General features: G+C 70.7%; 20 protein-coding genes. 11 read left to right on the top strand and 9 right to left on the bottom strand.

What is annotated here, in order from left to right; translation table 11 throughout:
• Positions 1-7 precede the first annotated feature (7 nt).
• The 4 genes from ABB07_RS29340 to ABB07_RS29325 are packed head-to-tail and all read right to left on the bottom strand — an operon-like array spanning position 8 to position 3,726.
• Positions 8-325 carry a non-heme iron oxygenase ferredoxin subunit gene (locus tag ABB07_RS29340; RefSeq protein WP_055707850.1) on the bottom strand — a complete coding sequence of 106 codons (318 nt, stop codon included), beginning with the start codon at positions 323-325 and terminating at the stop codon, positions 8-10.
• Positions 322-1,506 carry a Fe-S cluster assembly protein SufD gene (gene sufD / locus ABB07_RS29335; RefSeq protein WP_208901528.1) on the bottom strand — a complete coding sequence of 395 codons (1,185 nt, stop codon included), beginning with the start codon at positions 1,504-1,506 and terminating at the stop codon, positions 322-324. Before sufD ends, ABB07_RS29340 begins: the two co-directional genes overlap by 4 nt.
• 58 nt (positions 1,507-1,564) lie before the next feature.
• Positions 1,565-2,986: a Fe-S cluster assembly protein SufB gene (gene sufB / locus ABB07_RS29330; protein WP_058080090.1), complete on the bottom strand. Its 1,422-nt coding sequence runs from the start codon at positions 2,984-2,986 to the stop codon at positions 1,565-1,567.
• Complete coding sequence (locus ABB07_RS29325; protein ID WP_208901527.1) at positions 2,983-3,726, bottom strand: helix-turn-helix transcriptional regulator; 744 nt, start codon at positions 3,724-3,726, stop codon at positions 2,983-2,985. The genes sufB and ABB07_RS29325 overlap by 4 nt, the downstream gene beginning before the upstream one ends.
• A gap of 185 nt (positions 3,727-3,911) precedes the next feature.
• Between ABB07_RS29325 and ABB07_RS29320 the strand changes: the two genes are divergently transcribed.
• The 4 genes from ABB07_RS29320 (at position 3,912) to ABB07_RS29305 (ending at position 7,504) form a co-directional block, all read left to right on the top strand.
• Positions 3,912-4,727 (top strand): AAC(3) family N-acetyltransferase, encoded by an 816-nt coding sequence (locus ABB07_RS29320; protein WP_208901526.1) that lies wholly within the window; start codon positions 3,912-3,914, stop codon positions 4,725-4,727.
• A 31-nt stretch (positions 4,728-4,758) separates the two neighbouring features.
• The gene (locus ABB07_RS29315) at positions 4,759-5,682 is read left to right on the top strand and encodes an ABC transporter ATP-binding protein (protein ID WP_208901525.1); all 924 of its coding nucleotides are present in this window, start codon (positions 4,759-4,761) and stop codon (positions 5,680-5,682) included.
• Between the two features lie 47 nt (positions 5,683-5,729).
• A complete protein-coding gene (locus ABB07_RS29310) occupies positions 5,730-6,446 on the top strand; it encodes an ABC transporter permease (protein WP_244189806.1) in 717 nt (238 codons plus the stop codon).
• Between the two features lie 65 nt (positions 6,447-6,511).
• Positions 6,512-7,504: a COX15/CtaA family protein gene (locus ABB07_RS29305; protein ID WP_208903673.1), complete on the top strand. Its 993-nt coding sequence runs from the start codon at positions 6,512-6,514 to the stop codon at positions 7,502-7,504.
• A gap of 1 nt (position 7,505) precedes the next feature.
• On the opposite strand, the gene ABB07_RS29300 is transcribed toward ABB07_RS29305, so the two are convergent.
• From ABB07_RS29300 to ABB07_RS29285, 4 genes are all read right to left on the bottom strand, one after another.
• The gene (locus ABB07_RS29300) at positions 7,506-8,246 is read right to left on the bottom strand and encodes a nucleotidyltransferase domain-containing protein (RefSeq protein ID WP_208901523.1); all 741 of its coding nucleotides are present in this window, start codon (positions 8,244-8,246) and stop codon (positions 7,506-7,508) included.
• Between the two features lie 18 nt (positions 8,247-8,264).
• Positions 8,265-9,371, bottom strand: coding sequence for an amidohydrolase family protein (locus tag ABB07_RS29295; RefSeq protein ID WP_208901522.1), 1,107 nt, complete (start codon positions 9,369-9,371; stop codon positions 8,265-8,267).
• A gap of 186 nt (positions 9,372-9,557) precedes the next feature.
• Positions 9,558-9,878 carry a hypothetical protein gene (locus ABB07_RS29290; protein ID WP_208901521.1) on the bottom strand — a complete coding sequence of 107 codons (321 nt, stop codon included), beginning with the start codon at positions 9,876-9,878 and terminating at the stop codon, positions 9,558-9,560.
• A gap of 103 nt (positions 9,879-9,981) precedes the next feature.
• Positions 9,982-10,989, bottom strand: a complete 1,008-nt coding sequence (locus tag ABB07_RS29285) for a heme o synthase (protein WP_425264770.1) — start codon at positions 10,987-10,989, stop codon at positions 9,982-9,984.
• 387 nt (positions 10,990-11,376) lie between these two features.
• Here ABB07_RS29285 and tkt point away from each other — a divergent pair, with 387 nt between their 5' ends.
• From tkt to ABB07_RS29250, 7 genes are all read left to right on the top strand, one after another.
• Positions 11,377-13,464 carry a transketolase gene (tkt, locus tag ABB07_RS29280; protein WP_208901519.1) on the top strand — a complete coding sequence of 696 codons (2,088 nt, stop codon included), beginning with the start codon at positions 11,377-11,379 and terminating at the stop codon, positions 13,462-13,464.
• Between the two features lie 33 nt (positions 13,465-13,497).
• Entirely contained in the window at positions 13,498-14,616 is a 1,119-nt protein-coding gene (tal, locus tag ABB07_RS29275; protein WP_208901518.1) for a transaldolase, read from the top strand.
• A gap of 1 nt (position 14,617) precedes the next feature.
• Positions 14,618-16,156: a glucose-6-phosphate dehydrogenase gene (gene zwf / locus ABB07_RS29270; protein ID WP_208901517.1), complete on the top strand. Its 1,539-nt coding sequence runs from the start codon at positions 14,618-14,620 to the stop codon at positions 16,154-16,156.
• On the top strand, positions 16,153-17,214 hold the full coding sequence (gene opcA / locus ABB07_RS29265; RefSeq protein ID WP_208901516.1) for a glucose-6-phosphate dehydrogenase assembly protein OpcA: 1,062 nt from the start codon (positions 16,153-16,155) through the stop codon (positions 17,212-17,214). Before zwf ends, opcA begins: the two co-directional genes overlap by 4 nt.
• On the top strand, positions 17,211-17,993 hold the full coding sequence (gene pgl / locus ABB07_RS29260) for a 6-phosphogluconolactonase (protein WP_208901515.1): 783 nt from the start codon (positions 17,211-17,213) through the stop codon (positions 17,991-17,993). Before opcA ends, pgl begins: the two co-directional genes overlap by 4 nt.
• 124 nt (positions 17,994-18,117) lie before the next feature.
• On the top strand, positions 18,118-18,612 hold the full coding sequence (locus ABB07_RS29255) for a lamin tail domain-containing protein (RefSeq protein ID WP_208901514.1): 495 nt from the start codon (positions 18,118-18,120) through the stop codon (positions 18,610-18,612).
• Positions 18,613-18,638: 26 nt separating this feature from the next.
• Positions 18,639-19,094, top strand: a complete 456-nt coding sequence (locus tag ABB07_RS29250; RefSeq protein WP_208901513.1) for a hypothetical protein — start codon at positions 18,639-18,641, stop codon at positions 19,092-19,094.
• A gap of 15 nt (positions 19,095-19,109) precedes the next feature.
• Here the strand turns inward: ABB07_RS29250 and ABB07_RS29245 are convergent, their stop codons facing one another.
• Positions 19,110-19,949 (bottom strand): carbohydrate ABC transporter permease, encoded by an 840-nt coding sequence (locus ABB07_RS29245; protein WP_055707831.1) that lies wholly within the window; start codon positions 19,947-19,949, stop codon positions 19,110-19,112.
• Positions 19,950-19,952 lie beyond the last annotated feature (3 nt).

Raw genomic sequence — 19,952 nt, 5'->3', positions numbered from 1 at the left:
GGGTGCCTCAGGACTCCTGGGTGAGGGAGACGAGAACGTCGTCCCCTTCGATCTTTACGGGGTATACGGGGACGGGGCGCGTGGCCGGGAGGCCGGACGGCTTGCCGGTGCGGAGGTCGAAGGACGAGCCGTGCAGCCAGCACTCGATCTGGCAGTCCTCCACCTCGCCCTCGGAGAGCGAGACGTTCGCGTGGGAGCAGATGTCGTAGATCGCGAACACCTCGCCCTCGGTCTTGACGACCGAGACCGGCGTGCCGTCGAGTTCCACCCGCTTCGGGGTGTCCTCCTCCAGCTCGCTCAGCCCGCAGGCGCGTACGAAGGTCATGCGACCGAAGCCTCCAGCTCCTCCTCGATCTTGGCGAGCAGGCGCTCCTCGACGTCGGCGACGCCGATCTGCTGGACCAGCTCGGCGAAGAAGCCGCGGACCACCAGGCGGCGGGCCTCGTGCTCCGGGATGCCGCGGGCCATCAGGTAGAAGAGCTGCTCGTCGTCGAAGCGGCCGGTCGCGGAGGCGTGGCCGGCGCCGACGATCTCGCCGGTCTCGATCTCCAGGTTCGGCACCGAGTCGACGCGCGCGCCGTCCGTGAGGACCAGGTTGCGGTTCATCTCGTAGGTGTCGGTGCCCTCGGCCTCGGCCTCGATGAGCACGTCACCGATCCAGACCGCGTGCGCGTCGTCGCCCTGGAGCGCGCCCTTGTAGACGACGTTCGACTTGCAGTGCGGGGTGTTGTGGGTGACCAGCAGGCGGTGCTCCTGGTGCTGCCCGGCGTCGGTGAAGTACAGGCCGAACAGCTCGGCCTCGCCGCCGGGGCCGGCGTACGTCACGCGCGGGTGCAGGCGTACGACATCGCCGCCGAAGGTCACGACCACGGACTTGAAGGAGGCGTCGCGGCCGACCAGGGCGTTGTGCTGGGCCACGTGGACGGCCTTGTCGTCCCAGTCCTGGACGGAGACGACGGTCAGCTTGGCGCCGTCGCCGAGGACGTAGTCGACGTTGGCGGCGAGCACCGCGTCACCGGTGTGGTCGATGACCACGACGGCCTCGGCGAAGGCACCCAGCTCGATCACCTGGTGGCCGAAGCGGGTCCCGCCCTGGCCGTGCACCGCGATGCGGATCGGCTCGGTGAGGACGGTCTCCTTCGGGACGGTCACCACGCCGGCCAGCTCGAAGGCGGAGTACGCCTGAGCGGCGATGCGGTCCACCGGCGTGCCCGCCCTGCCGAGCCGCGCGTCGTCACGGCCGACGGTCTCGACGGTGACGCCCTCGGGGGCCTGGACGTCGACCTTCACGCCGTCGCCGTTCGCCACGGCGGTGCCGTCGTGCAGCCCGCGCAGGCGCTCCAGCGGGGTGAACCGCCACTCCTCCTCGCGGCCGTGCGGGACCGGGAAGTCCGCGACGTCGAAGGACGGGGGCGCGCTCATGCGCGAGACGACGGTCGACTCCGCGGCGACCGCGATCGAGCCGGCGGTCGTGGAACCGACCGGGATGTTCTGGGCCTCAGCCATGGCTGTCGTAATGCTCGCTTTCTTACAGGTGGGCTTGACGGGGAGTGCGGACCGGTGGTTAACCGACCGCGCCCTCCATCTGCAGCTCGATCAGCCGGTTGAGCTCCAGCGCGTACTCCATCGGCAGTTCCTTGGCGATCGGCTCGACGAAGCCGCGCACGATCATCGCCATGGCCTCGTCCTCGGAGAGGCCGCGGCTCATCAGGTAGAAGAGCTGGTCCTCGGAGACCTTGGAGACGGTGGCCTCGTGACCCATGGACACGTCGTCCTCGCGGACGTCGACGTACGGGTACGTGTCCGAGCGGGAGATGGTGTCGACCAGCAGCGCGTCGCACAGCACGTTGGACTTCGACCCGGCGGCGCCCTCGCCGATCTCGATCAGACCGCGGTACGACGTACGACCGCCGCCGCGCGCGACCGACTTGGAGACGATGTTGGACGAGGTGTTCGGCGCCATGTGGACCATCTTGGCGCCCGCGTCCTGGTGCTGCCCCTCGCCCGCGAAGGCGATGGAGAGGGTCTCGCCCTTGGCGTGCTCGCCCATCAGGTAGACGGCCGGGTACTTCATCGTCACCTTGGAGCCGATGTTGCCGTCGATCCACTCCATGGTCGCGCCCTCGTAGGCCACGGCGCGCTTGGTGACCAGGTTGTAGACGTTGTTCGACCAGTTCTGGATGGTCGTGTAGCGGCAGCGGGCGTTCTTCTTGACGATGATCTCGACGACCGCGGAGTGCAGCGAGTCCGACTTGTAGATCGGGGCCGTACAACCCTCGACGTAGTGCACGTAGGCACCCTCGTCGACGATGATCAGGGTCCGCTCGAACTGGCCCATGTTCTCCGTGTTGATGCGGAAGTAGGCCTGGAGCGGGATCTCGACGTGCACGCCCTTCGGCACGTAGATGAAGGAGCCGCCCGACCACACGGCGGTGTTCAGCGCGGCGAACTTGTTGTCACCGGCGGGGATGACGGTCCCGAAGTACTCCTTGAAGAGCTCCGGGTGCTCCTTCAGGGCGGTGTCGGTGTCGAGGAAGATGACGCCCTGCTCCTCCAGGTCCTCGCGGATCTGGTGGTAGACGACCTCCGACTCGTACTGGGCGGCGACACCTGCGACGAGGCGCTGCTTCTCGGCCTCCGGGATGCCCAGCTTGTCGTAGGTGTTCTTGATGTCCTCGGGCAGGTCCTCCCAGGACTCCGCCTGCTTCTCCGTGGAGCGCACGAAGTACTTGATGTTGTCGAAGTCGATGCCCGAGAGGTCGGAGCCCCAGTTCGGCATGGGCTTCTTCTCGAAGAGCTTCAGGCCCTTCAGGCGCAGCTTCGTCATCCACTCCGGCTCGGACTTCTTGTCCGAGATGTCGCGGACGACGTCCTCGTTCAGGCCGCGCCTGGCGGAGGCACCGGCCACGTCGGAGTCGGCCCAGCCGTATTCGTACTTGCCCAGGCCCTCGAGCTCAGGGTGGGCAGTCTCCGTGGGGAGAGTCATGCGGGGTTCCTCCCGGCCGTGCTTGCAGGTGCGTTGTCGCTGGTCTTGGAAATCTTGGGGATGAACGTCGTGCAGACGCCGTCGCCATGCGCGATGGTCGCCAGTCGCTGGACGTGGGTACCCAGCAGCTCGGCGAAGATCTCCGTCTCCGCCTCGCACAGCTGGGGGAACTGTTCCGCGACATGGGCGACCGGGCAGTGGTGCTGGCACAGCTGCTCGCCGACCGGTGCGCTGCGCGCCGTAGCAGCGTACCCGTCCACGCTCAAGGCCTTGGCCAGTGCTTCGGCCCGCTTGTCCGGCGTGACCGCCTCGATCGCCTTGCGGTACGCGCGCGCCTGGGCGGCGATCCGGGCGCGGGCGAAGGCGGCGACCGCCTCGGGGCCGCCTCCCTGCTCGGCGATCCAGCGGAGCGCGTCCGCGGCGAGCTTGTCGTAGGACTGGTCGAAGGCGTCCCGGCCGCAGTCGGTCAGCGCGAAGACCTTGGCGGGGCGGCCGCGGGTGCGCGCGCCGTACACGCGCTGCTCGCGGGCCTCCACCACGTTCTCGCCGACCAGGGCGTCCAGGTGGCGCCGGACGGCCGCCTGGGTCAGTCCCAGCCGGCCGGCGAGTTCGGCGACGGTCGACGGGCCGTGGTCCAGGATGGAGCGCGCGACGCGGTTGCGCGTGGAGCGCTCACCGGTCGCGAGTTCCTCCTGCGGGGCCCCCAGGGGGGCCTCCTGAGCCTCGCCGACGTTTTTCACAACGCCATTGTTGCGTAATTCTTCAGGGCCTGACAAGCGCCGTCCGGATCACCGGGCGGTGCCCTGCGTCACTTAGGCATGCCTAATCCGACCTGCGGAAACGATCTTTGATCGATCATTCGGAGCGGCCCTGAGCAGGCAATTCGGTGGCGCGCGGCGACCGAAGTCCGGAAGACTCCCGAACCATGCCGACACCCCCTCCGACCGGCCCTCTCGTCACGCGGGACACCATCGCCACGCAGTTGCGCCTCCTGGGTGTCGAGACCGGCGAGACCCTGCTCGTCCACTCCTCGCTCAGCGCGCTCGGCTGGGTCAACGGGGGCCCGGTCGCGGTCGTCCAGGGCCTCCTCGACGCCCTCGGCCCCGCGGGCACGCTCGTCGTCCCCGCCCAGTCGGCCGACCTGTCCGACCCCGCGCTGTGGAGCAGGCCGCCCGTGCCCCGGGAGTGGTGGGACCGGATCCGGGCCACCATGCCGCCGTACGACCCGCTGACCACCCCCACCCGGGGCGTCGGGGTGATCCCCGAGACGGTACGGACCTGGCCGGGCGCCCGGCGCAGCGCGCACCCGCACACCTCGTTCGCGGCGCTCGGTCCACGGGCGCGGGAGATCACCGACGGCCACGCCCCCGACTGCCGGCTGGGTGAGCGCAGCCCGCTCGCCCGGCTGGAGCGGCTGGGCGCCCGGGTCCTGCTGCTCGGCGCGGGCTACGACGCCTGCACCGCCTTCCACCTCGCCGAGTACCGGATACCCGCGCCCCTGGTCGACGTCGGACGGCCCGCGCCCGGCGGCGGCTGGGAGACGGTGCGGGAGGTGTCGATCACCTCCCACCGGTTCGACGAGCTGGGCCACGACTTCGAACGGGACCGGCCGGTGGTACGCGGGAAGGTCGGCGCGGCCGGCGCACGGCTGTTCCCGGTGGCGGACGCGGTGGCCTACGCCGAGCGGTGGCTGGCGCTGCACCGTCCCCGTGAGGAGGACTTTCACCACCCCCGCGCCTGAGTGGCAAGCGGTCTCCCTAGACTCTGGACCCATGCGAAGTGAGCCTGTCGTCCAGGTCCGGGCCCTGGTGAAGCGGTACGGCACGAAGACCGCGGTGGACGGCCTCGACCTGGTGGCCGAGGCGGGCGTGACCGCCGTGCTCGGTCCCAACGGGGCGGGGAAGACGACCACGGTCGAGACCTGCGAGGGGTACCGGAAGCCGGATTCCGGCACGGTGCGCGTCCTGGGCCTCGACCCGGTACGGCAGTCCGCCGAGCTGCGTCCCCGCATCGGTGTGATGCTCCAGTCCGGCGGCGTGTACTCCGGCGCCCGGGCCGACGAGATGCTGCGGCACGTCGCGAAGCTGCACGCGCACCCGCTGGACGTGGACGCGCTGATCGAGCGGCTGGGCCTGGACAGCTGCGGCCGGACCAGCTACCGGCGGCTGTCCGGCGGCCAGCAGCAGCGGCTCGCGCTCGCCATGGCCGTCGTCGGGCGCCCGGAGCTGGTGTTCCTGGACGAGCCGACGGCCGGCCTGGACCCGCAGGCCCGCCGGGCCACCTGGGACCTGGTGAAGGACCTGCGCGCCGACGGCGTCTCGGTGATCCTCACCACGCACTACATGGAAGAGGCCGAACAGCTCGCCGACGCCGTGGCGATCATCGACGGCGGCCGGGTCATCGCCGAGGGCTCCCCGGAGGAGCTGTGCAAGGGCGGCGCCGAGAACACCCTGCGCTTCACCGGCCGCCCCGGCCTCGACGTGGGTTCCCTGCTGAAGGCCCTCCCGGCCGACTGCACGGCCGCCGAGCTCACCCCGGGCGCCTACCGGGTCGTCGGCAAGGTCGACCCGCAACTGCTGGCCACCGTGACCTCCTGGTGCGCCCAGCACGGAGTGATGCCGGACCGGATCTCGGTGGAGCGGCACACCCTGGAGGACGTTTTTCTGGAGCTGACGGGCAAGGAGTTGCGGTCGTGACTGTTGGTACGTACGCCCCGAAGCCGGGTGCGGCGCCGCTCCCTCGCATGATCGCGGCCCAGGCGGCCCTGGAGACGAAGATGCTGCTCCGCAACGGCGAGCAGCTGCTGCTGACCGTGGTGATCCCGACCCTGCTGCTGGTGCTCTTCAGCTCGGTGGACATCGTGGACACCGGCAGGGGCAGGGCGGTGGACTTCCTCGCCCCCGGCATCCTGGCGCTGGCCGTGATGTCGACGGCGTTCACCGGGCAGGCCATCGCGACCGGCTTCGAGCGCCGCTACGGCGTGCTCAAGCGGCTCGCCTCCTCGCCGCTGCCGCGCTGGGGCCTGATGACCGCCAAGACGGCGTCCGTGCTGGTCACGGAGGTCCTCCAGGTGATCCTGCTGACGGTGATCGCATTCGCGCTGGGCTGGTCCCCGCACGGAAACCCCGCCGCCGTGCTGCTCCTCCTGGTCCTCGGTACGGCCGCCTTCTCCGGCCTGGGACTGCTGATGGCGGGCACGCTGAAGGCGGAGGCGACCCTGGCCGCCGCCAACCTGGTCTTCCTGCTGCTGCTCGTCGGCGGCGGGGTCATCGTGCCGCTGGACAAGTTCGGCCCGGCCGGGCAGCAGGTCCTCGGGCTGCTGCCCATCTCCGCGCTGTCGGACGGCCTGCGGGACGTGCTCCAGCACGGCGCCGGGACGCCGTGGGGCGACCTGGGGATCCTCGCGGTGTGGGCGGTCGTGGGGCTGGCCGCGGCCGGGAAGTTCTTCCGCTGGGAGTGAGCCGTCACGAGGGACCCTCGTGAAAGCGTGCACAAGCGGCGGCCTACGATGGGGGCGTGCCCAAGCTGAACCCCGCCGACGCCGCAGCGGCCGTGCGCAACCCGCTCGCCTTCATCGCCGAACGCTGGACCCCGTCCCCCCGGACCGTCCAGCGGGCGGCCCTCGCCGCGCTCGTGATGTCGGTGGTCATCGTCGTCACCGGCGGCGCCGTCCGGCTGACCGGCTCCGGTCTCGGCTGCCCGACCTGGCCGGAGTGCACCGACGGCTCGCTGACGCCGACGACCGCGCTGAGCTACCACAGCGCGATCGAGTTCGGCAACCGGATGCTGACCTACGTGCTGTGCGCCGCGGTCGGCTGGGCGATCATCGCCGCCCGCGCCGAGAAGCCGTACCGGCGCAGCCTGACCCGGCTGGGCTGGGCGCAGTTCTGGCTGGTGATGAGCAACGCGATCCTCGGCGGCGTCGTCGTGCTCGTGGGCCTCAACCCGTACACCGTCGCGGCCCACTTCCTGCTGGCCACGGCCCTGACCACCGTCGCCGCGGTGATGTGGCAGCGCACCCGCGAGGGCGACGGCGCGCCCCGGCCGCTGGTCGGCACGGCCGTGCAGCAGCTGGTGTGGTTCCTGGTGGCCGCGTCCCTGCTGCTCATCGCCGCCGGCACGGTGGTGACCGGAGCCGGGCCGCACGCGGGTGACTCCAGCGAGGTCAAGCGGATCCCCGTCGACTGGGAGACGGTGGCCAAGCTGCACGCGGTGCTCGCCTGGATCGTGGTGACGCTGACGTTCGCGCTGTGGTTCGTGCTGAAGGCGGTGGACGCGCCGAAGGGGCCGCTCGCCCGCACCCGCGATCTGTTCCTGATCCTGCTCGGCCAGGGCGTGATCGGTTACGTGCAGTACTTCACGCACCTGCCCGAGCTGCTGGTGGGCCTGCACATGTTCGGCTCCTGCCTGGTGTGGATCGGCGTCCTGCGCATCCTGCTGGCGCTCCGCGAACGCCCCGGGGCCGCCCTCGACCTGCCCGGCCCCTCGGCCGAGGTTTCGGTGGGCACGCACGCGTGAGTCACCCGTAGGTGGTGACCAGGGTGTCGATCGCCGGCCCCAGGTACGCCCGGGTCAGCTGCGCGCGGCGGTCGAGCCAGTTCCCGGTGGCCGGGGCGGGGTCCCTGTCGTAACGCCGCCGGGTGATGTCCTCGACGACCTCGGCAGGGGCGCCGAGCCCCGGAAGCTCGGTCACGGCCTCCCGCTTCGAGACCAGCCGGCCGTCCCGCAGGGTCACGGTGGCCCGGGCGAAGGTCAGCAGGCCCGCGTCGACCCAGATGTCCTGCTTCCAGAGCCGGGCCCGGTCGACGTGGGGCCGCCAGAAGTCCCGCTGGTCCCGTACGACGAAGGCGCGCAGCTGCCGCTCCGGCACCGGCGGCAGCAGCCCGGCCGGCGGCTCGCCGTGCAGCACGCGGCCGAAGTCGTGCAGCTCGCGCCGGGTGACGGGGGTGACCGGGCGGCGCAGCACGCGCGCGTGGGCCCAGGTGAGGTGCGAGCGGTCCGGGTCCTCCAGGCCGGCCGGGGCGAGATAGCTGCAGTGCAGCTTCGCGGCGAGCGGCAGGGCGCGCAGCCTCCGGTGCAGGCCGACCACCCGTCGTACGGTCGCCAGGCGCACCGGGCCCGGCAGTACGGCGATCAGGTCGAGGTCGCTCCGGCCCTCCTGATAGTCACCGCCGGCGAGTGAGCCGTGCGCCCATACCGCGCGCGGTCGCAGAGGCAGCAGTTCCTCCAGGAACCGGTCGAGCAGTGATGCGGTCGGCATCCGCTCAGTCTGGACAACTCATCCGAGCCCGTAAACCCGGCGCGCGTTGTCCGCCGCGACCATCCGGGCCACCCGCTGGGCGTCCTCCAGGGACCAGGCGCCCTCGGCGACCCAGGTGCCGAGCACCCGGCCCAGGGACTCGCGGAACAGCCGGGCGCCGACGACGTGCAGCTCGGGCAGGGCGTGGGCGCCGGTGGAGAAGAGGATCTTGCCGAACGGGGCGAGCTCCAGGATCTCGGCGAGGACGGTGGCCGCACGGGCGCCGGTACGGACGAGCGCCGCGCCGGAGTCGGCGTAGACGTGCGGGAAGACACCGGCCAGATGGGCGGCGTGGCGGTGGTACGGGTAGCCGTGCAGCAGGATCAGGTCGGTGCCGAGGCCCGCCGTGGCCCGCACGAAGTCGGTGAGCAGCACCGGGTCGGTACGGTCGATGCGGGTGCCCGGCTCGCCGAGCCCGGCGTGCAGCTGCAGCGGGCGGCCGGAGGCCACCGCGATCCACAGCAGGTGCCGGAGCAGCACCGGGTCGGTGAGCGGCCCGCCGACGCGCCGCCCGGCCAGCCAGCGGCCCGCCGCGCCACGCACCTCCCCCGGCCCCGGCGGCTCGGGCGCGAACGCCAGGCCGTGTCCCAGTCCCGCGACGGAGGTGAAGGCGACCGCGTGCGCGGCGGCGGCGTGCACCGACTCGGCGAGGTTGGCGAGGAAGGACTCGACGGTGCCGGAGGTGTCGGCGACCTGCTCCGCGAGCTGCTCCAGCCGCACGATCTCGTGGGCGTCGGCGTCGCCCGCGCAGGCCAGCTCGGTGGGGCCGGTGAGGTCGCCGGGCAGGCCGGTGTCGACGAGGTAGGTGGTGATGCCGCTGCCGCGCAGCAGCCTGCGGCCCGCTTCCAGGACGCCCAGTTCCCGGCGCCGGGCCAGATAGCGGGCGGGCGGGCAGTGCGGCTCCAGGCCGAGCAGGGGCGGGCACCAGCGCCGTACGGCGAATCCCGTCTGGGTGTCGAAGAGGGTGGTGCCGGGGGCGGGCGGGCCCTCGGTGCGGGCCAGCTGGGCCTCGAAGGTGCCGAGGCCCAGCTCCGTGCGGAGCACTCCGTGGCAGTACTGGTCCACGAGGGACGGCGTTTCGATCATCCGGGCTCCCCGTTAGATGCGTGCTGCCTTACACGTCCTAACGGGTGAACGGGGTTTAAGGTCGCGGATGAGCTCGGGAGCAACGGTTTGTTCGGCGGCTACCGGTCCGTTGTGGTTGCTCGCGCCCACGCGGCGGAGCCGCATATCGATTCAGCCCCGCGCCCCTTTAGGTCGGCTGCCCAACCGTCAGCCGCCAACCTGGATGCCGGCCATCCGCTTCCACTCGTACGACCCCGTCTTCACCTTCGCCGCGAACTCGCCGTCGAAGGACTCGTGGACGGTGATGCCGGACTTCTCGACGGCCTTCTCGGCGATCTCGGTGCTGGGGGCCACGAGGTCGCCCCAGCCGCCGTCCTCGCCGACGAGGACGATGCGGGCGCCGCGTTCGCCGATGTAGGCCACCTGGCCCTCGGCGCCGCCGTGGGCCTTGGCGAAGGCGCTGATCTGGTGGGCGAGCCTGGCCGCCTTGCGCTCGGCCTTGGGGTCAACCTGCTGCGTGTCTGCCATGGCCAGGATGCTACTCGCGGGTAGATCAAACGGCGACGGGAGGGGTGCGTGGCCTTGACCACGCACCCCTCCCGTCCGGAACAGTCCGGGAAGAAAGGGGGTGTCAGCGCAGGAACGGGTCCACCGCGATCGCCACGAACAGCAGCGACACATAGGTGATCGACCAGTGGAACAGCCGCATCTCCTTCAGCTTCGCGCCCGTGACCTCGGCCTTGGCCCGGTTCTGCAGCCCGTGGGCCTCCCACAGCCACCAGCCGCCGGCGGCCAGCGCGACGGCCGTGTAGAACCAGCCGGTGTAGCCGAGCGGGGTGAGGAGCAGGGAGACGGCGACCATCACCCAGCTGTAGACGACGATCTGCCGGGCGACGACCTTGTTGGAGGCGATGACCGGGAGCATCGGCACGCCCACGCGCGCGTAGTCGTCCTTCACCTTCATGGACAGCGGCCAGTAGTGCGGCGGAGTCCAGAAGAAGATCACCAGGAACAGGATGACCGGCGCCCAGGAGAGCGAGTCCGTCACGGCCGACCAGCCGATGAGCACGGGCATGCAGCCCGCGATGCCGCCCCACACGATGTTCTGCGACGTGCGCCGCTTGAGGATCATCGTGTAGACGACGACGTAGAAGAGGAGCGCGCCGAGGGACAGCCAGGCGGACAGCCAGTTGACGGTGAGGCCGAAGAGGAGGGTCGAGACGACCGCGAGGGTGACGCCGAAGGCGAGGCACTCGCGCGGGCTGACCATGCCGGTCACCAGCGGCCGCTGCGAGGTGCGGTCCATCAGGGCGTCGATGTCCCGGTCGATGTACATGTTCAGCGCGTTGGCGCCGCCCGCCGACAGATAGCCGCCGACGCAGGTCAGGAGGACCAGCCCGAGGTCGGGCACGCCCCGCTGGGCCAGGAACATCACCGGAACGGTGGTGATGAGCAGCAGCTCGATGATCCGCGGCTTGGTCAGAGCCACGAACGCCTTGACACGGGCCCCGAACGGCCGGTGAACCGGGCCCTGGCTCGCAGCACCACCCAGCACGCCCTCCCCCAGGGCCTGAAGGGCCTGGGAGGGACCCCCAGGACGTGATTCGACGGCCGTCACGCACACCCCTGACAGAGACATCCCAGCGAGCCTCCCCGGGTGAAGTCGGGGTAAAGGGCTCGCGCGTACCACGCCACTTTAGACGTTGCCCAGACCCCGGCCTTCGCGGGGGTGGGTCGTGTTGGCGGCCCCCCATGAGAGGAGCCCCGGAGGAGCCCCATAAGAGGGGACACGGCACTCGATTGAGCGCTCAGATGACCAGCTCCGTATTCATGTGCCAAATGGCCTCTCGGCCAGTCGGGAGGCGGATCGTGCGGAGTCCCGGCAGTCTGGAAACACTCGAAAAAATGCACGTCCTCACAGGGGTAGGCTCGGCACCGGCCGGCGGGCGACAAGCGCGCCGGCGGCCGGGTGGGCGTATGCCCCGAAGACCGGCGACCGACATGTGGAGAGGAGCCCTGACCCAGGGTGAGCACCAAGCCGACCACCACAGACCTTGAGTGGACCGAGCTGGACCAGCGGGCCGTGGACACCGCCCGGGTCCTGGCCGCAGACGCCGTACAGAAGGTCGGCAACGGCCATCCCGGTACGGCGATGAGCCTGGCCCCGGCCGCCTACACCCTCTTCCAGAAGGTGATGCGGCACGACCCGGCCGACCCCGAGTGGGTCGGGCGCGACCGCTTCGTGCTGTCCGCCGGCCACTCGTCCCTGACCCTCTACACGCAGCTCTACCTCGCCGGCTTCGGCCTGGAGCTCGAGGACCTGGAGTCCTTCCGCACCTGGGGTTCGAAGACCCCGGGCCACCCGGAGTACGGGCACACCAAGGGTGTCGAGACCACCACCGGCCCGCTGGGCCAGGGTGTCGCCAACGCGGTGGGCATGGCGATGGCCGCCCGCTACGAGCGCGGTCTGTTCGACCCGGACGCGGCCGTCGGCGAGTCCCCCTTCGACCACTTCGTCTACTGCATCGCCGGTGACGGCTGCCTGCAGGAGGGCATCTCCGCGGAGGCGTCCTCGCTGGCCGGTCACCAGAAGCTCGGCAACCTGATCCTGCTGTGGGACGACAACCACATCTCGATCGAGGGCGACACCGAGACCGCCGTCTCCGAGGACACCGTCAAGCGCTACGAGGCCTACGGCTGGCACGTGCAGCGCGTGGAGGCCCAGGACAACGGCGACCTGGACCCGCAGGCCATCTACGCCGCGATCCAGGAGGCCAAGGCGGTCACCGACCGGCCGTCCTTCATCGCGATGCGCTCGATCATCGCCTGGCCCGCCCCGAACGCCCAGAACACCGAGGCCGCGCACGGCTCGGCGCTGGGCGAGGAGGAGGTCGCGGCCACCAAGCGCGTCCTCGGCTTCGACCCGGAGAAGAGCTTCGCCGTCGAGGACGAGGTGATCACCCACACCCGCAAGGCCCTGGAGCGCGGTGCGCAGGCGCGTGCCGAGTGGGAGAAGGCGCTGCAGGTGTGGCGGGACGACAACCCCGAGCGTGCCGCCGAGTTCGACCGCATCAGCAAGGGCGAGCTGCCCACCGGCTGGGAGGAGAAGATCCCGGTCTTCGAGCCGGGCAAGGGCGTGGCGACGCGTGCCGCCTCCGGCAAGGTGCTGCAGGCGCTCGGCGCGGTGATCCCCGAGCTGTGGGGCGGCTCCGCCGACCTCGCCGGGTCGAACAACACGACCATCGACAAGGACAGCTCGTTCCTGCCCGCGGGCAACCCGCTGCCCGAGGCCGACCCGTACGGCCGCACCATCCACTTCGGCATCCGCGAGCACTCCATGGGCGCCGAGCTGAACGGCATCACGCTGCACGGCAACACCCGTGTCTACGGCGGTACGTTCCTCGTCTTCTCCGACTACATGCGCAACGCGGTGCGCCTGTCGGCCCTCATGCACCTGCCGGTGACGTACGTGTGGACGCACGACTCCATCGGCCTCGGCGAGGACGGCCCCACCCACCAGCCCGTCGAGCACCTGGCCTCGCTGCGCGCGATCCCCGGCCTGAACGTCGTCCGCCCGGCCGACGCCAACGAGACCGCGATCGCCTGGCGCGAGATCCTCAAGCGGTACACCAAGGAGTTCGGCAAGGGTCAGCCGCACGGTCTGGCGCTCACCCGCCAGGGCGTGCCGACGTACGAGCCCAACGAGGACGCCGCGCGCGGTGGCTATGTCCTGTTCGAGGCCGAGGGCGGCGAGCCGCAGGTGATCCTGATCGCCACCGGTTCCGAGGTGCACGTGGCCGTCGAGGCGCGTGAGCGGCTGCAGGCCGACGGCGTTCCGACGCGGGTCGTGTCGATGCCGTCCGTCGAGTGGTTCGAGGAGCAGGACCAGGGGTACCGGGACTCCGTGCTCCCGCCGTCCGTCCGGGCCCGTGTGGCCGTGGAGGCGGGCATCGGGCTGACCTGGTACCGCTACGTCGGGGACGCCGGCCGCATCGTTTCCCTGGAGCACTTCGGTGCTTCCGCCGATGGCAAGGTGCTCTTCCGCGAGTTCGGCTTCACTGCCGAGAACGTGGCCGCCAAGGCCCGGGAATCCCTCGCCGCCGCCCAGCGCTGACGCTCATATACGACACGTAGGAGATGTAATTCCATGACAGACGCACTCAAGCGCCTCTCCGAGGAAGGCGTCGCGATCTGGCTGGACGACCTGTCGCGCAAGCGGATCACGTCCGGCAACCTCGCCGAGCTGATCGACCAGCAGCACGTCGTGGGCGTCACCACCAACCCGACGATCTTCCAGAAGGCGATCAGCGGCGGCGACGGCTACCAGCAGCAGGTCGCGGACCTGGCCGCCCGCAAGGTCACCGTCGAAGAGGCCATCCGGATGATCACCACGGCGGACGTCCGCGACGCCGCCGACATCCTGCGCCCGGTCTACGACGCCACCGGCGGCAAGGACGGCCGTGTCTCCATCGAGGTGGACCCGCGCCTGGCGCACAACACCCGGGCCACCGTCGCCGAGGCCAAGCAGCTGGCCTGGCTGGTGGACCGCCCCAACACCCTGATCAAGATCCCGGCCACCCAGGCGGGTCTGCCGGCGATCACCGAGACGATCGGCCTCGGCATCAGCGTCAACGTGACGCTGATCTTCTCCCTGGAGCGGTACCGGGCCGTCATGGACGCCTACCTCTCCGGCCTGGAGAAGGCCAAGGAGCGCGGCCTGGACATCTCGCTGATCCACTCCGTGGCGTCCTTCTTCGTGTCCCGCGTGGACACCGAGATCGACAAGCGCCTGGACGGCATCGGCACCGACGAGGCCAAGGCGCTGCGCGGCAAGGCCGCCGTCGCCAACGCGCGCCTCGCCTACCAGGCGTACGAGGAGGTCTTCTCCTCGAGCCGCTGGCAGGCGCTGGAGAACGCCGGCGCCAACAAGCAGCGTCCGCTGTGGGCGTCGACCGGCGTGAAAGACCCGGCGTACCCGGACACCCTGTACGTCACCGAGCTGGTCGCCCCGAACACGGTCAACACCATGCCGGAGGCCACGCTGGAGGCCACCGAGGACCACGGCGAGATCAGCGGGGACACCGTCGCCGGCACCTACGAGCAGGCGCGTGCCGACCTGGACGCGCTGGAGAAGCTCGGCATCTCGTACGACGACGTCGTGCAGGTGCTGGAGGACGAGGGCGTCGAGAAGTTCGAGGCGTCCTGGAACGACCTGCTGAAGTCCACCCAGGCGGAGCTCGAGCGCCTCGCCCCTTCGGAGGGCTGAGTTGTCACCCCTTTCCGGTTCCGGAGCGAACCCGCTTCGTGACCCGGCCGACCGACGGCTCCCGCGCATCGCGGGGCCGTCGGGTCTGGTCATCTTCGGTGTCACGGGCGACCTGTCCCGCAAGAAGCTGATGCCCGCGGTGTACGACCTCGCCAACCGGGGTCTGCTGCCGCCGGGCTTCTCGCTGGTGGGCTTCGCCCGCCGCGAGTGGGCGAACGAGGACTTCGCGCAGGAGGTCCACGACGCCGTCAAGGCGCACGCCCGTACGCCGTTCCGCGAGGAGGTCTGGCAGCAGCTCATCCAGGGGATGCGCTTCGTCCAGGGCACCTTCGACGACGACGACGCGTTCGAGCGGCTGCGCTCCACCATCGAGGAGCTGGACAAGGCCCAGGGCACGGGCGGCAACTTCGCCTTCTACCTGTCGGTGCCGCCGCGCTCCTTCCCGGTGGTCATCCAGCAGCTGAAGAAGCACGGTCTCGCCGAGCAGTCCGGCGGTTCCTGGCGGCGCGCGGTCATCGAGAAGCCGTTCGGGCACGACCTGAAGTCGGCCGAGGAACTGAACAAGGTCGTGCACGAGGTGTTCGAGCCGGACCAGGTGTTCCGGATCGACCACTACCTCGGCAAGGAGACCGTCCAGAACATCCTGGCGCTGCGGTTCGCCAACACGATGTTCGAGCCGATCTGGAACCGGTCCTTCGTGGACCATGTGCAGATCACCATGGCCGAGGACATCGGCATCGGCGGCCGGGCCGGCTACTACGACGGCATCGGCGCCGCCCGTGACGTCATCCAGAACCACCTGCTGCAGCTCATGGCCCTGACGGCGATGGAGGAGCCGGCCTCCTTCGACGCGTCCGCGCTGGCCGCGGAGAAGGAGAAGGTGCTGGGCGCCGTACGGCTGCCCAGGGACCTGGGCCGCAGCACCGTGCGCGGGCAGTACGCGGCCGGCTGGCAGGGCGGCGAGAAGGTCATCGGCTACCTCGAAGAGGACGGCATCGACCCGAAGTCGAAGACCGACACGTACGCCGCGATCAAGCTGGCGATAGACAACCGCCGCTGGGCGGGCGTCCCCTTCTATCTGCGCACCGGCAAGCGCCTCGGCCGCCGGGTGACGGAGATCGCCGTGGTCTTCCAGCGGGCCCCGCACTCCCCCTTCGACACCACGGCGACGGAGGAGCTGGGCCAGAACGCGATCGTGATCCGCGTCCAGCCGGACGAGGGCGTGACCGTGCGGTTCGGTTCGAAGGTGCCGGGCACCTCGATGGAGATCCGGGACGTGTCGATGGACTTCGCCTACGGCGAGTCCTTCACGGAGTCCAGCCCGGAGGCGTACGAGCGGCTGATCCTGGACGTGCTGCTGGGCGACGCCAACCTCTTCCCGCGCACGGAGGAGGTCGAGCTGTCCTGGAAGATCCTCGACCCGATCGAGGAGTACTGGGACAAGCACGGCAGGCCCGCGCAGTACCCGTCGGGCACCTGGGGTCCCGCCGAGGCGGACGAGATGCTCGCACGAGACGGACGGAGCTGGCGCCGGCCATGAAGATAGACCTGACCGACACCACCGCCGGCGACATCAACAAGGCGCTCGTGCGGGGCCGCCGGGCCATCGGCACCCCTGCCGTCGGCATGGTCCTGACCCTCGTCATCGTCACCGACGAGGAGAACGCCTACGACGCGCTGAAGGCCGCCAACGACGCCTCGCGCGAGCACCCCTCGCGCACGCTGGTGGTCATCAAGCGGGTCTCCCGCAGCCCGCGCGACCGCACCTCCTCGCGTCTGGACGCCGAGGTGCGGGTGGGCGCGGACGCGGGCACCGGCGAGACGGTCGTGCTCCGGCTGTACGGCGAGGTCGTGGGCCACGCCGACTCGGTCGTGCTGCCGCTGCTGCTGCCGGACGCGCCGGTGGTCGTGTGGTGGCCGGTGAACGCCCCGCTGGATCCGGCGAAGGACCCGCTGGGCGCGCTCGCCCAGCGCCGGGTCACGGACACCTACACCGCCGAGCAGCCGGTGCGGGAGCTGTCCGCGCGCGCCGAGGCCTACACGCCGGGCGACACCGACCTGTCCTGGACCCGGATCACGCCGTGGCGTTCGATGCTGGCGGCCGCCCTGGACCAGGTCACCTGTGAGGTGACGGCCGTCGAGGTGGAGGGCGAGGAGTTCAACCCGAGCTGTGAGCTGCTGGCGATGTGGCTCGCGGACCGGCTGGACGTACCGGTGAAGCGCTCGCTGTCGGGCGGGCCGGGTCTCACCGCGGTCCGCATGGACACGAGCTGCGGCCCGATCACCCTGGACCGCGCGGACGGCACGCTGGCCACGCTGGCCATCGAGGGCCAGCCGGCCCGCGCGGTGGCGCTGAAGCGGCGGGAGACCGCCGAGCTGATCGCGGAGGAGCTGCGCCGGCTCGACCCGGACGACACCTACGCGTCGGCGCTGCGCTACGGCGTGGAGCGGCTGAACACGGTTCCGGAACAGCAGCCTGCGGCCGGTGAGCCGGTGGCCGAGCCGGAGCCCGTGGAGGAAGCGGTCAAGGCGCCCGCGAAGAAGGCGGCCGCCAGGACCGCGAAGAAGGCACCGGCGAGGAAGGCGGCGGCGAAGTGAGCACTCCGCAGCTGGTCGTCCACCGCGACAAGGACCTGATGGCGCAGGCCGCCGCGGCCCGCCTGATCACGAAGATCGTGGACGCGCAGGCCTCCCGGGGCACCGCGTCCGTGGTCCTCACGGGCGGCCGCAACGGCAACGGCCTGCTGGCCGCGCTGGCGGCGGCCCCGGCCCGGGACGCCATCGACTGGGGCCGGCTCGACCTGTGGTGGGGCGATGAGCGCTACCTGCCCGAGGGCGACCCCGAGCGCAATGTCACGCAGGCCCGCGAGGCCCTGCTCGACTCCGTCCCGCTGGACCCGGAGCGCGTGCACGCCATGCCCGCCTCCGACGGCCCGTACGGCACGGACGTCGGCGCGGCGGCGGAGGCGTACGCGGCGGAGCTGGCGAAGGCGGCCGGACCGGAGAACCACGGCTCGGTGCCGACCTTCGACGTCCTGATGCTGGGCGTCGGCCCGGACACCCACGTGGCCTCGCTGTTCCCGGAGCATCCGGGGGTCCGGGAGACGGAACGCGCGGTGATCGGCGTGCACGGCGCGCCCAAGCCCCCGCCGACCCGGATCTCCCTCACCCTCCCGGCGATCCGTTCGGCCCGCGAGGTCTGGCTGCTCGCGGCCGGCGCGGACAAGGCGGAGGCCGCGGCCATCGCCCTGTCGGGCGCGGGCGAGATCCAGGCCCCGGCGGCGGGTGCGTACGGCCGCTCCCGCACCCTGTGGCTGCTGGACTCGGCCGCGGCTTCGCAGCTGCCGAGGTCGCTGTATCCGCCGGCTTCGCCGTGAGCCACTGAACCACTGAGGTCCCCCCTCAACGGAGCTTCACATTTTCTGCACGAAAAATCCGTGCAACGCTCAACTTTTGGGTAAGCTCCTGGTGCTGTACACCGCACCACTGAGGGGGGACCTCATGCGTATACGCTTCGCGCTGGCCGCTGCCGTCACGGCCGGAACGCTCGCCGTCGTCGTCGCGGCTCCGGCCCAGGCCACCGAGTACTCCTCCGCCCTGAAGATCAAGGGCGTCCAGTACGACGCCCCGGGGCGGGACTCCAACAACTGCCGTACGGGCAACACCCGCGACGAGTACGTGACCATCAAGAACTACTCGCGCAGCACGACCGTCAACCTCAAGGGCTACGTCGTCAAGGACGCCGCCGGGAACCGGTTCACGTTCCCCTCCAACCACTACCTCGAACCCGGCGACTACGTGAAGCTGCGCGGCGGCCACGGCACCGACTCGGACGCGGGCAACGTCGTCTACCGCCAGAACTGCAATTTCATCTGGAACAACGACAAGGACACCATCTACCTCTACAAGCCGTCCGGCGCCCACGCGGACACCCACGCCTACACCAAGTCCCGCGACGACCGGGACGGCAACGGTTACATCACCTTCCACGGCTGACGCCGCGCCGTTCCGGGAGAGTGACCATGCATCCGTACAAGAGTCCGCACCGACGCACGCGGGTGTGGGCCGCCTGCGTCGCCCTGCTGGCCGTCGGCGCGGCCGGCTGTGGCCAGTCCACGCACGACAGCACGGCCAAGGCGTCGGCCCCGCCGCCGCGGCCCACGGTGACCGTCACGGCCACGACCACCGTGACCGCCCGGCCGGAGCCCGGGCCGACGGTCACCAGGACGAAGACCGTCAGAACACCCGGGCCGACCGTCACCGTCACCGAGGCCGCTTCCGGCACCGTGCGCGGTGACGACACCGGCAGCAGCGGAACCGACAGCGGCACCTGCTCCATCGTCTCCAACGCGGGCAACTGCTACCGGGCGGGCCAGTTCTGCCGCGGCAGCGACCACGGGGCGACGACCACCGACGCGTCCGGCACGGCGATCACGTGCTCCTACAGCGGCAGCGCCTGGCGCTGGACGTACGCGTGAGCCCGGCGGGCTCGGTCACTTGACCGAGCCCGCCATCACGCCCTGCACGAAGTGCCGCTGGAAGGCGAAGAACACCACCACCGGCACGATCAGGGACAGGAACGCGCCCGGGGCCAGGACGTCGATGTTGCTGCCGAACTGGCGGATCTGGGACTGGAGTTCCACGGTCAGCGGCTGGGAGGAGCTGTCGGCGAAGAGCAGCGCGACCAGCATGTCGTTCCAGACCCAGAGGAACTGGAAGATCGCGAGCGAGGCGATCGCGGGACGCCCCACCGGCAGGACCAGGCGCGTGAAGATGCGCCACTCGCTGCCGCCGTCCATCCGGGCCGCCTCCAGCATCTCCTTCGGCATCTCCGCGAAGTAGTTGCGCAGCAGGAACACGGCGAAGGGCAGGCCGTAGGCCACGTGGAAGAGGACCACGCCGGGGATCGTGCCGAACAGGCCCAGCGCGCCGAAGAGTTTGGCCACCGGCAGCAGGCCGATCTGGACCGGCACCACCAGCAGGGCCACCACCAGCAGGAAGAGGGGCTCCCGCAGCGGGAAGTCCAGCCAGGCGAAGGCGTATCCGGCGAGGGCGGCGATGACCACGACGAGCGTCGTGGCCGGCACCGAGATCAGCACCGTGTTCCAGAAGGCCTGCGTCATCCCGGAGTTCTTCAGCAGCGCCGAGTAGTTGTCGAAGGACAGCTGGCCGGGGCTGGTGAGCGCGGTCCACCAGCCGCCCTTCGCGGTGTCCTGCGCCGAGCGCAGGGAGGACACGAAGAGGCCTGCGAGCGGGGTCAGCCAGACCAGGCCGATCACCACCAGGAAGGCCTGCACCAGGCCGTTGCCCAGGCCCCGCCTGATCGCGTTCATCGC

It is taken from the genome of Streptomyces incarnatus, assembly GCF_001027185.1.
Lineage (GTDB): Bacteria > Actinomycetota > Actinomycetes > Streptomycetales > Streptomycetaceae > Streptomyces > Streptomyces puniciscabiei.
Note: the sequence above shows the minus strand (reverse complement) of the source record. Positions and strands in the feature narration are given on the sequence as shown.

What these genes read in the sequence shown, in the direction of transcription:
- ABB07_RS29285 (WP_425264770.1), bottom strand. Translation starts at nt 10,989, where the DNA reads ATGTCTCTGTCAGGGGTGTGCGTGACGGCCGTCGAATCACGTCCTGGG.
- sufB (WP_058080090.1), bottom strand. Translation starts at nt 2,986, where the DNA reads ATGACTCTCCCCACGGAGACTGCCCACCCTGAGCTCGAGGGCCTGGGC.
- ABB07_RS29310 (WP_244189806.1), top strand. Translation starts at nt 5,730, where the DNA reads ATGATCGCGGCCCAGGCGGCCCTGGAGACGAAGATGCTGCTCCGCAAC.
- opcA (WP_208901516.1), top strand. Translation starts at nt 16,153, where the DNA reads ATGAAGATAGACCTGACCGACACCACCGCCGGCGACATCAACAAGGCG.
- ABB07_RS29300 (WP_208901523.1), bottom strand. Translation starts at nt 8,246, where the DNA reads ATGCCGACCGCATCACTGCTCGACCGGTTCCTGGAGGAACTGCTGCCT.
- ABB07_RS29290 (WP_208901521.1), bottom strand. Translation starts at nt 9,878, where the DNA reads ATGGCAGACACGCAGCAGGTTGACCCCAAGGCCGAGCGCAAGGCGGCC.
- ABB07_RS29245 (WP_055707831.1), bottom strand. Translation starts at nt 19,949, where the DNA reads ATGAACGCGATCAGGCGGGGCCTGGGCAACGGCCTGGTGCAGGCCTTC.
- tal (WP_208901518.1), top strand. Translation starts at nt 13,498, where the DNA reads ATGACAGACGCACTCAAGCGCCTCTCCGAGGAAGGCGTCGCGATCTGG.
- ABB07_RS29295 (WP_208901522.1), bottom strand. Translation starts at nt 9,371, where the DNA reads ATGATCGAAACGCCGTCCCTCGTGGACCAGTACTGCCACGGAGTGCTC.
- ABB07_RS29320 (WP_208901526.1), top strand. Translation starts at nt 3,912, where the DNA reads ATGCCGACACCCCCTCCGACCGGCCCTCTCGTCACGCGGGACACCATC.
- sufD (WP_208901528.1), bottom strand. Translation starts at nt 1,506, where the DNA reads ATGGCTGAGGCCCAGAACATCCCGGTCGGTTCCACGACCGCCGGCTCG.
- ABB07_RS29255 (WP_208901514.1), top strand. Translation starts at nt 18,118, where the DNA reads ATGCGTATACGCTTCGCGCTGGCCGCTGCCGTCACGGCCGGAACGCTC.
- ABB07_RS29250 (WP_208901513.1), top strand. Translation starts at nt 18,639, where the DNA reads ATGCATCCGTACAAGAGTCCGCACCGACGCACGCGGGTGTGGGCCGCC.
- ABB07_RS29315 (WP_208901525.1), top strand. Translation starts at nt 4,759, where the DNA reads ATGCGAAGTGAGCCTGTCGTCCAGGTCCGGGCCCTGGTGAAGCGGTAC.
- ABB07_RS29340 (WP_055707850.1), bottom strand. Translation starts at nt 325, where the DNA reads ATGACCTTCGTACGCGCCTGCGGGCTGAGCGAGCTGGAGGAGGACACC.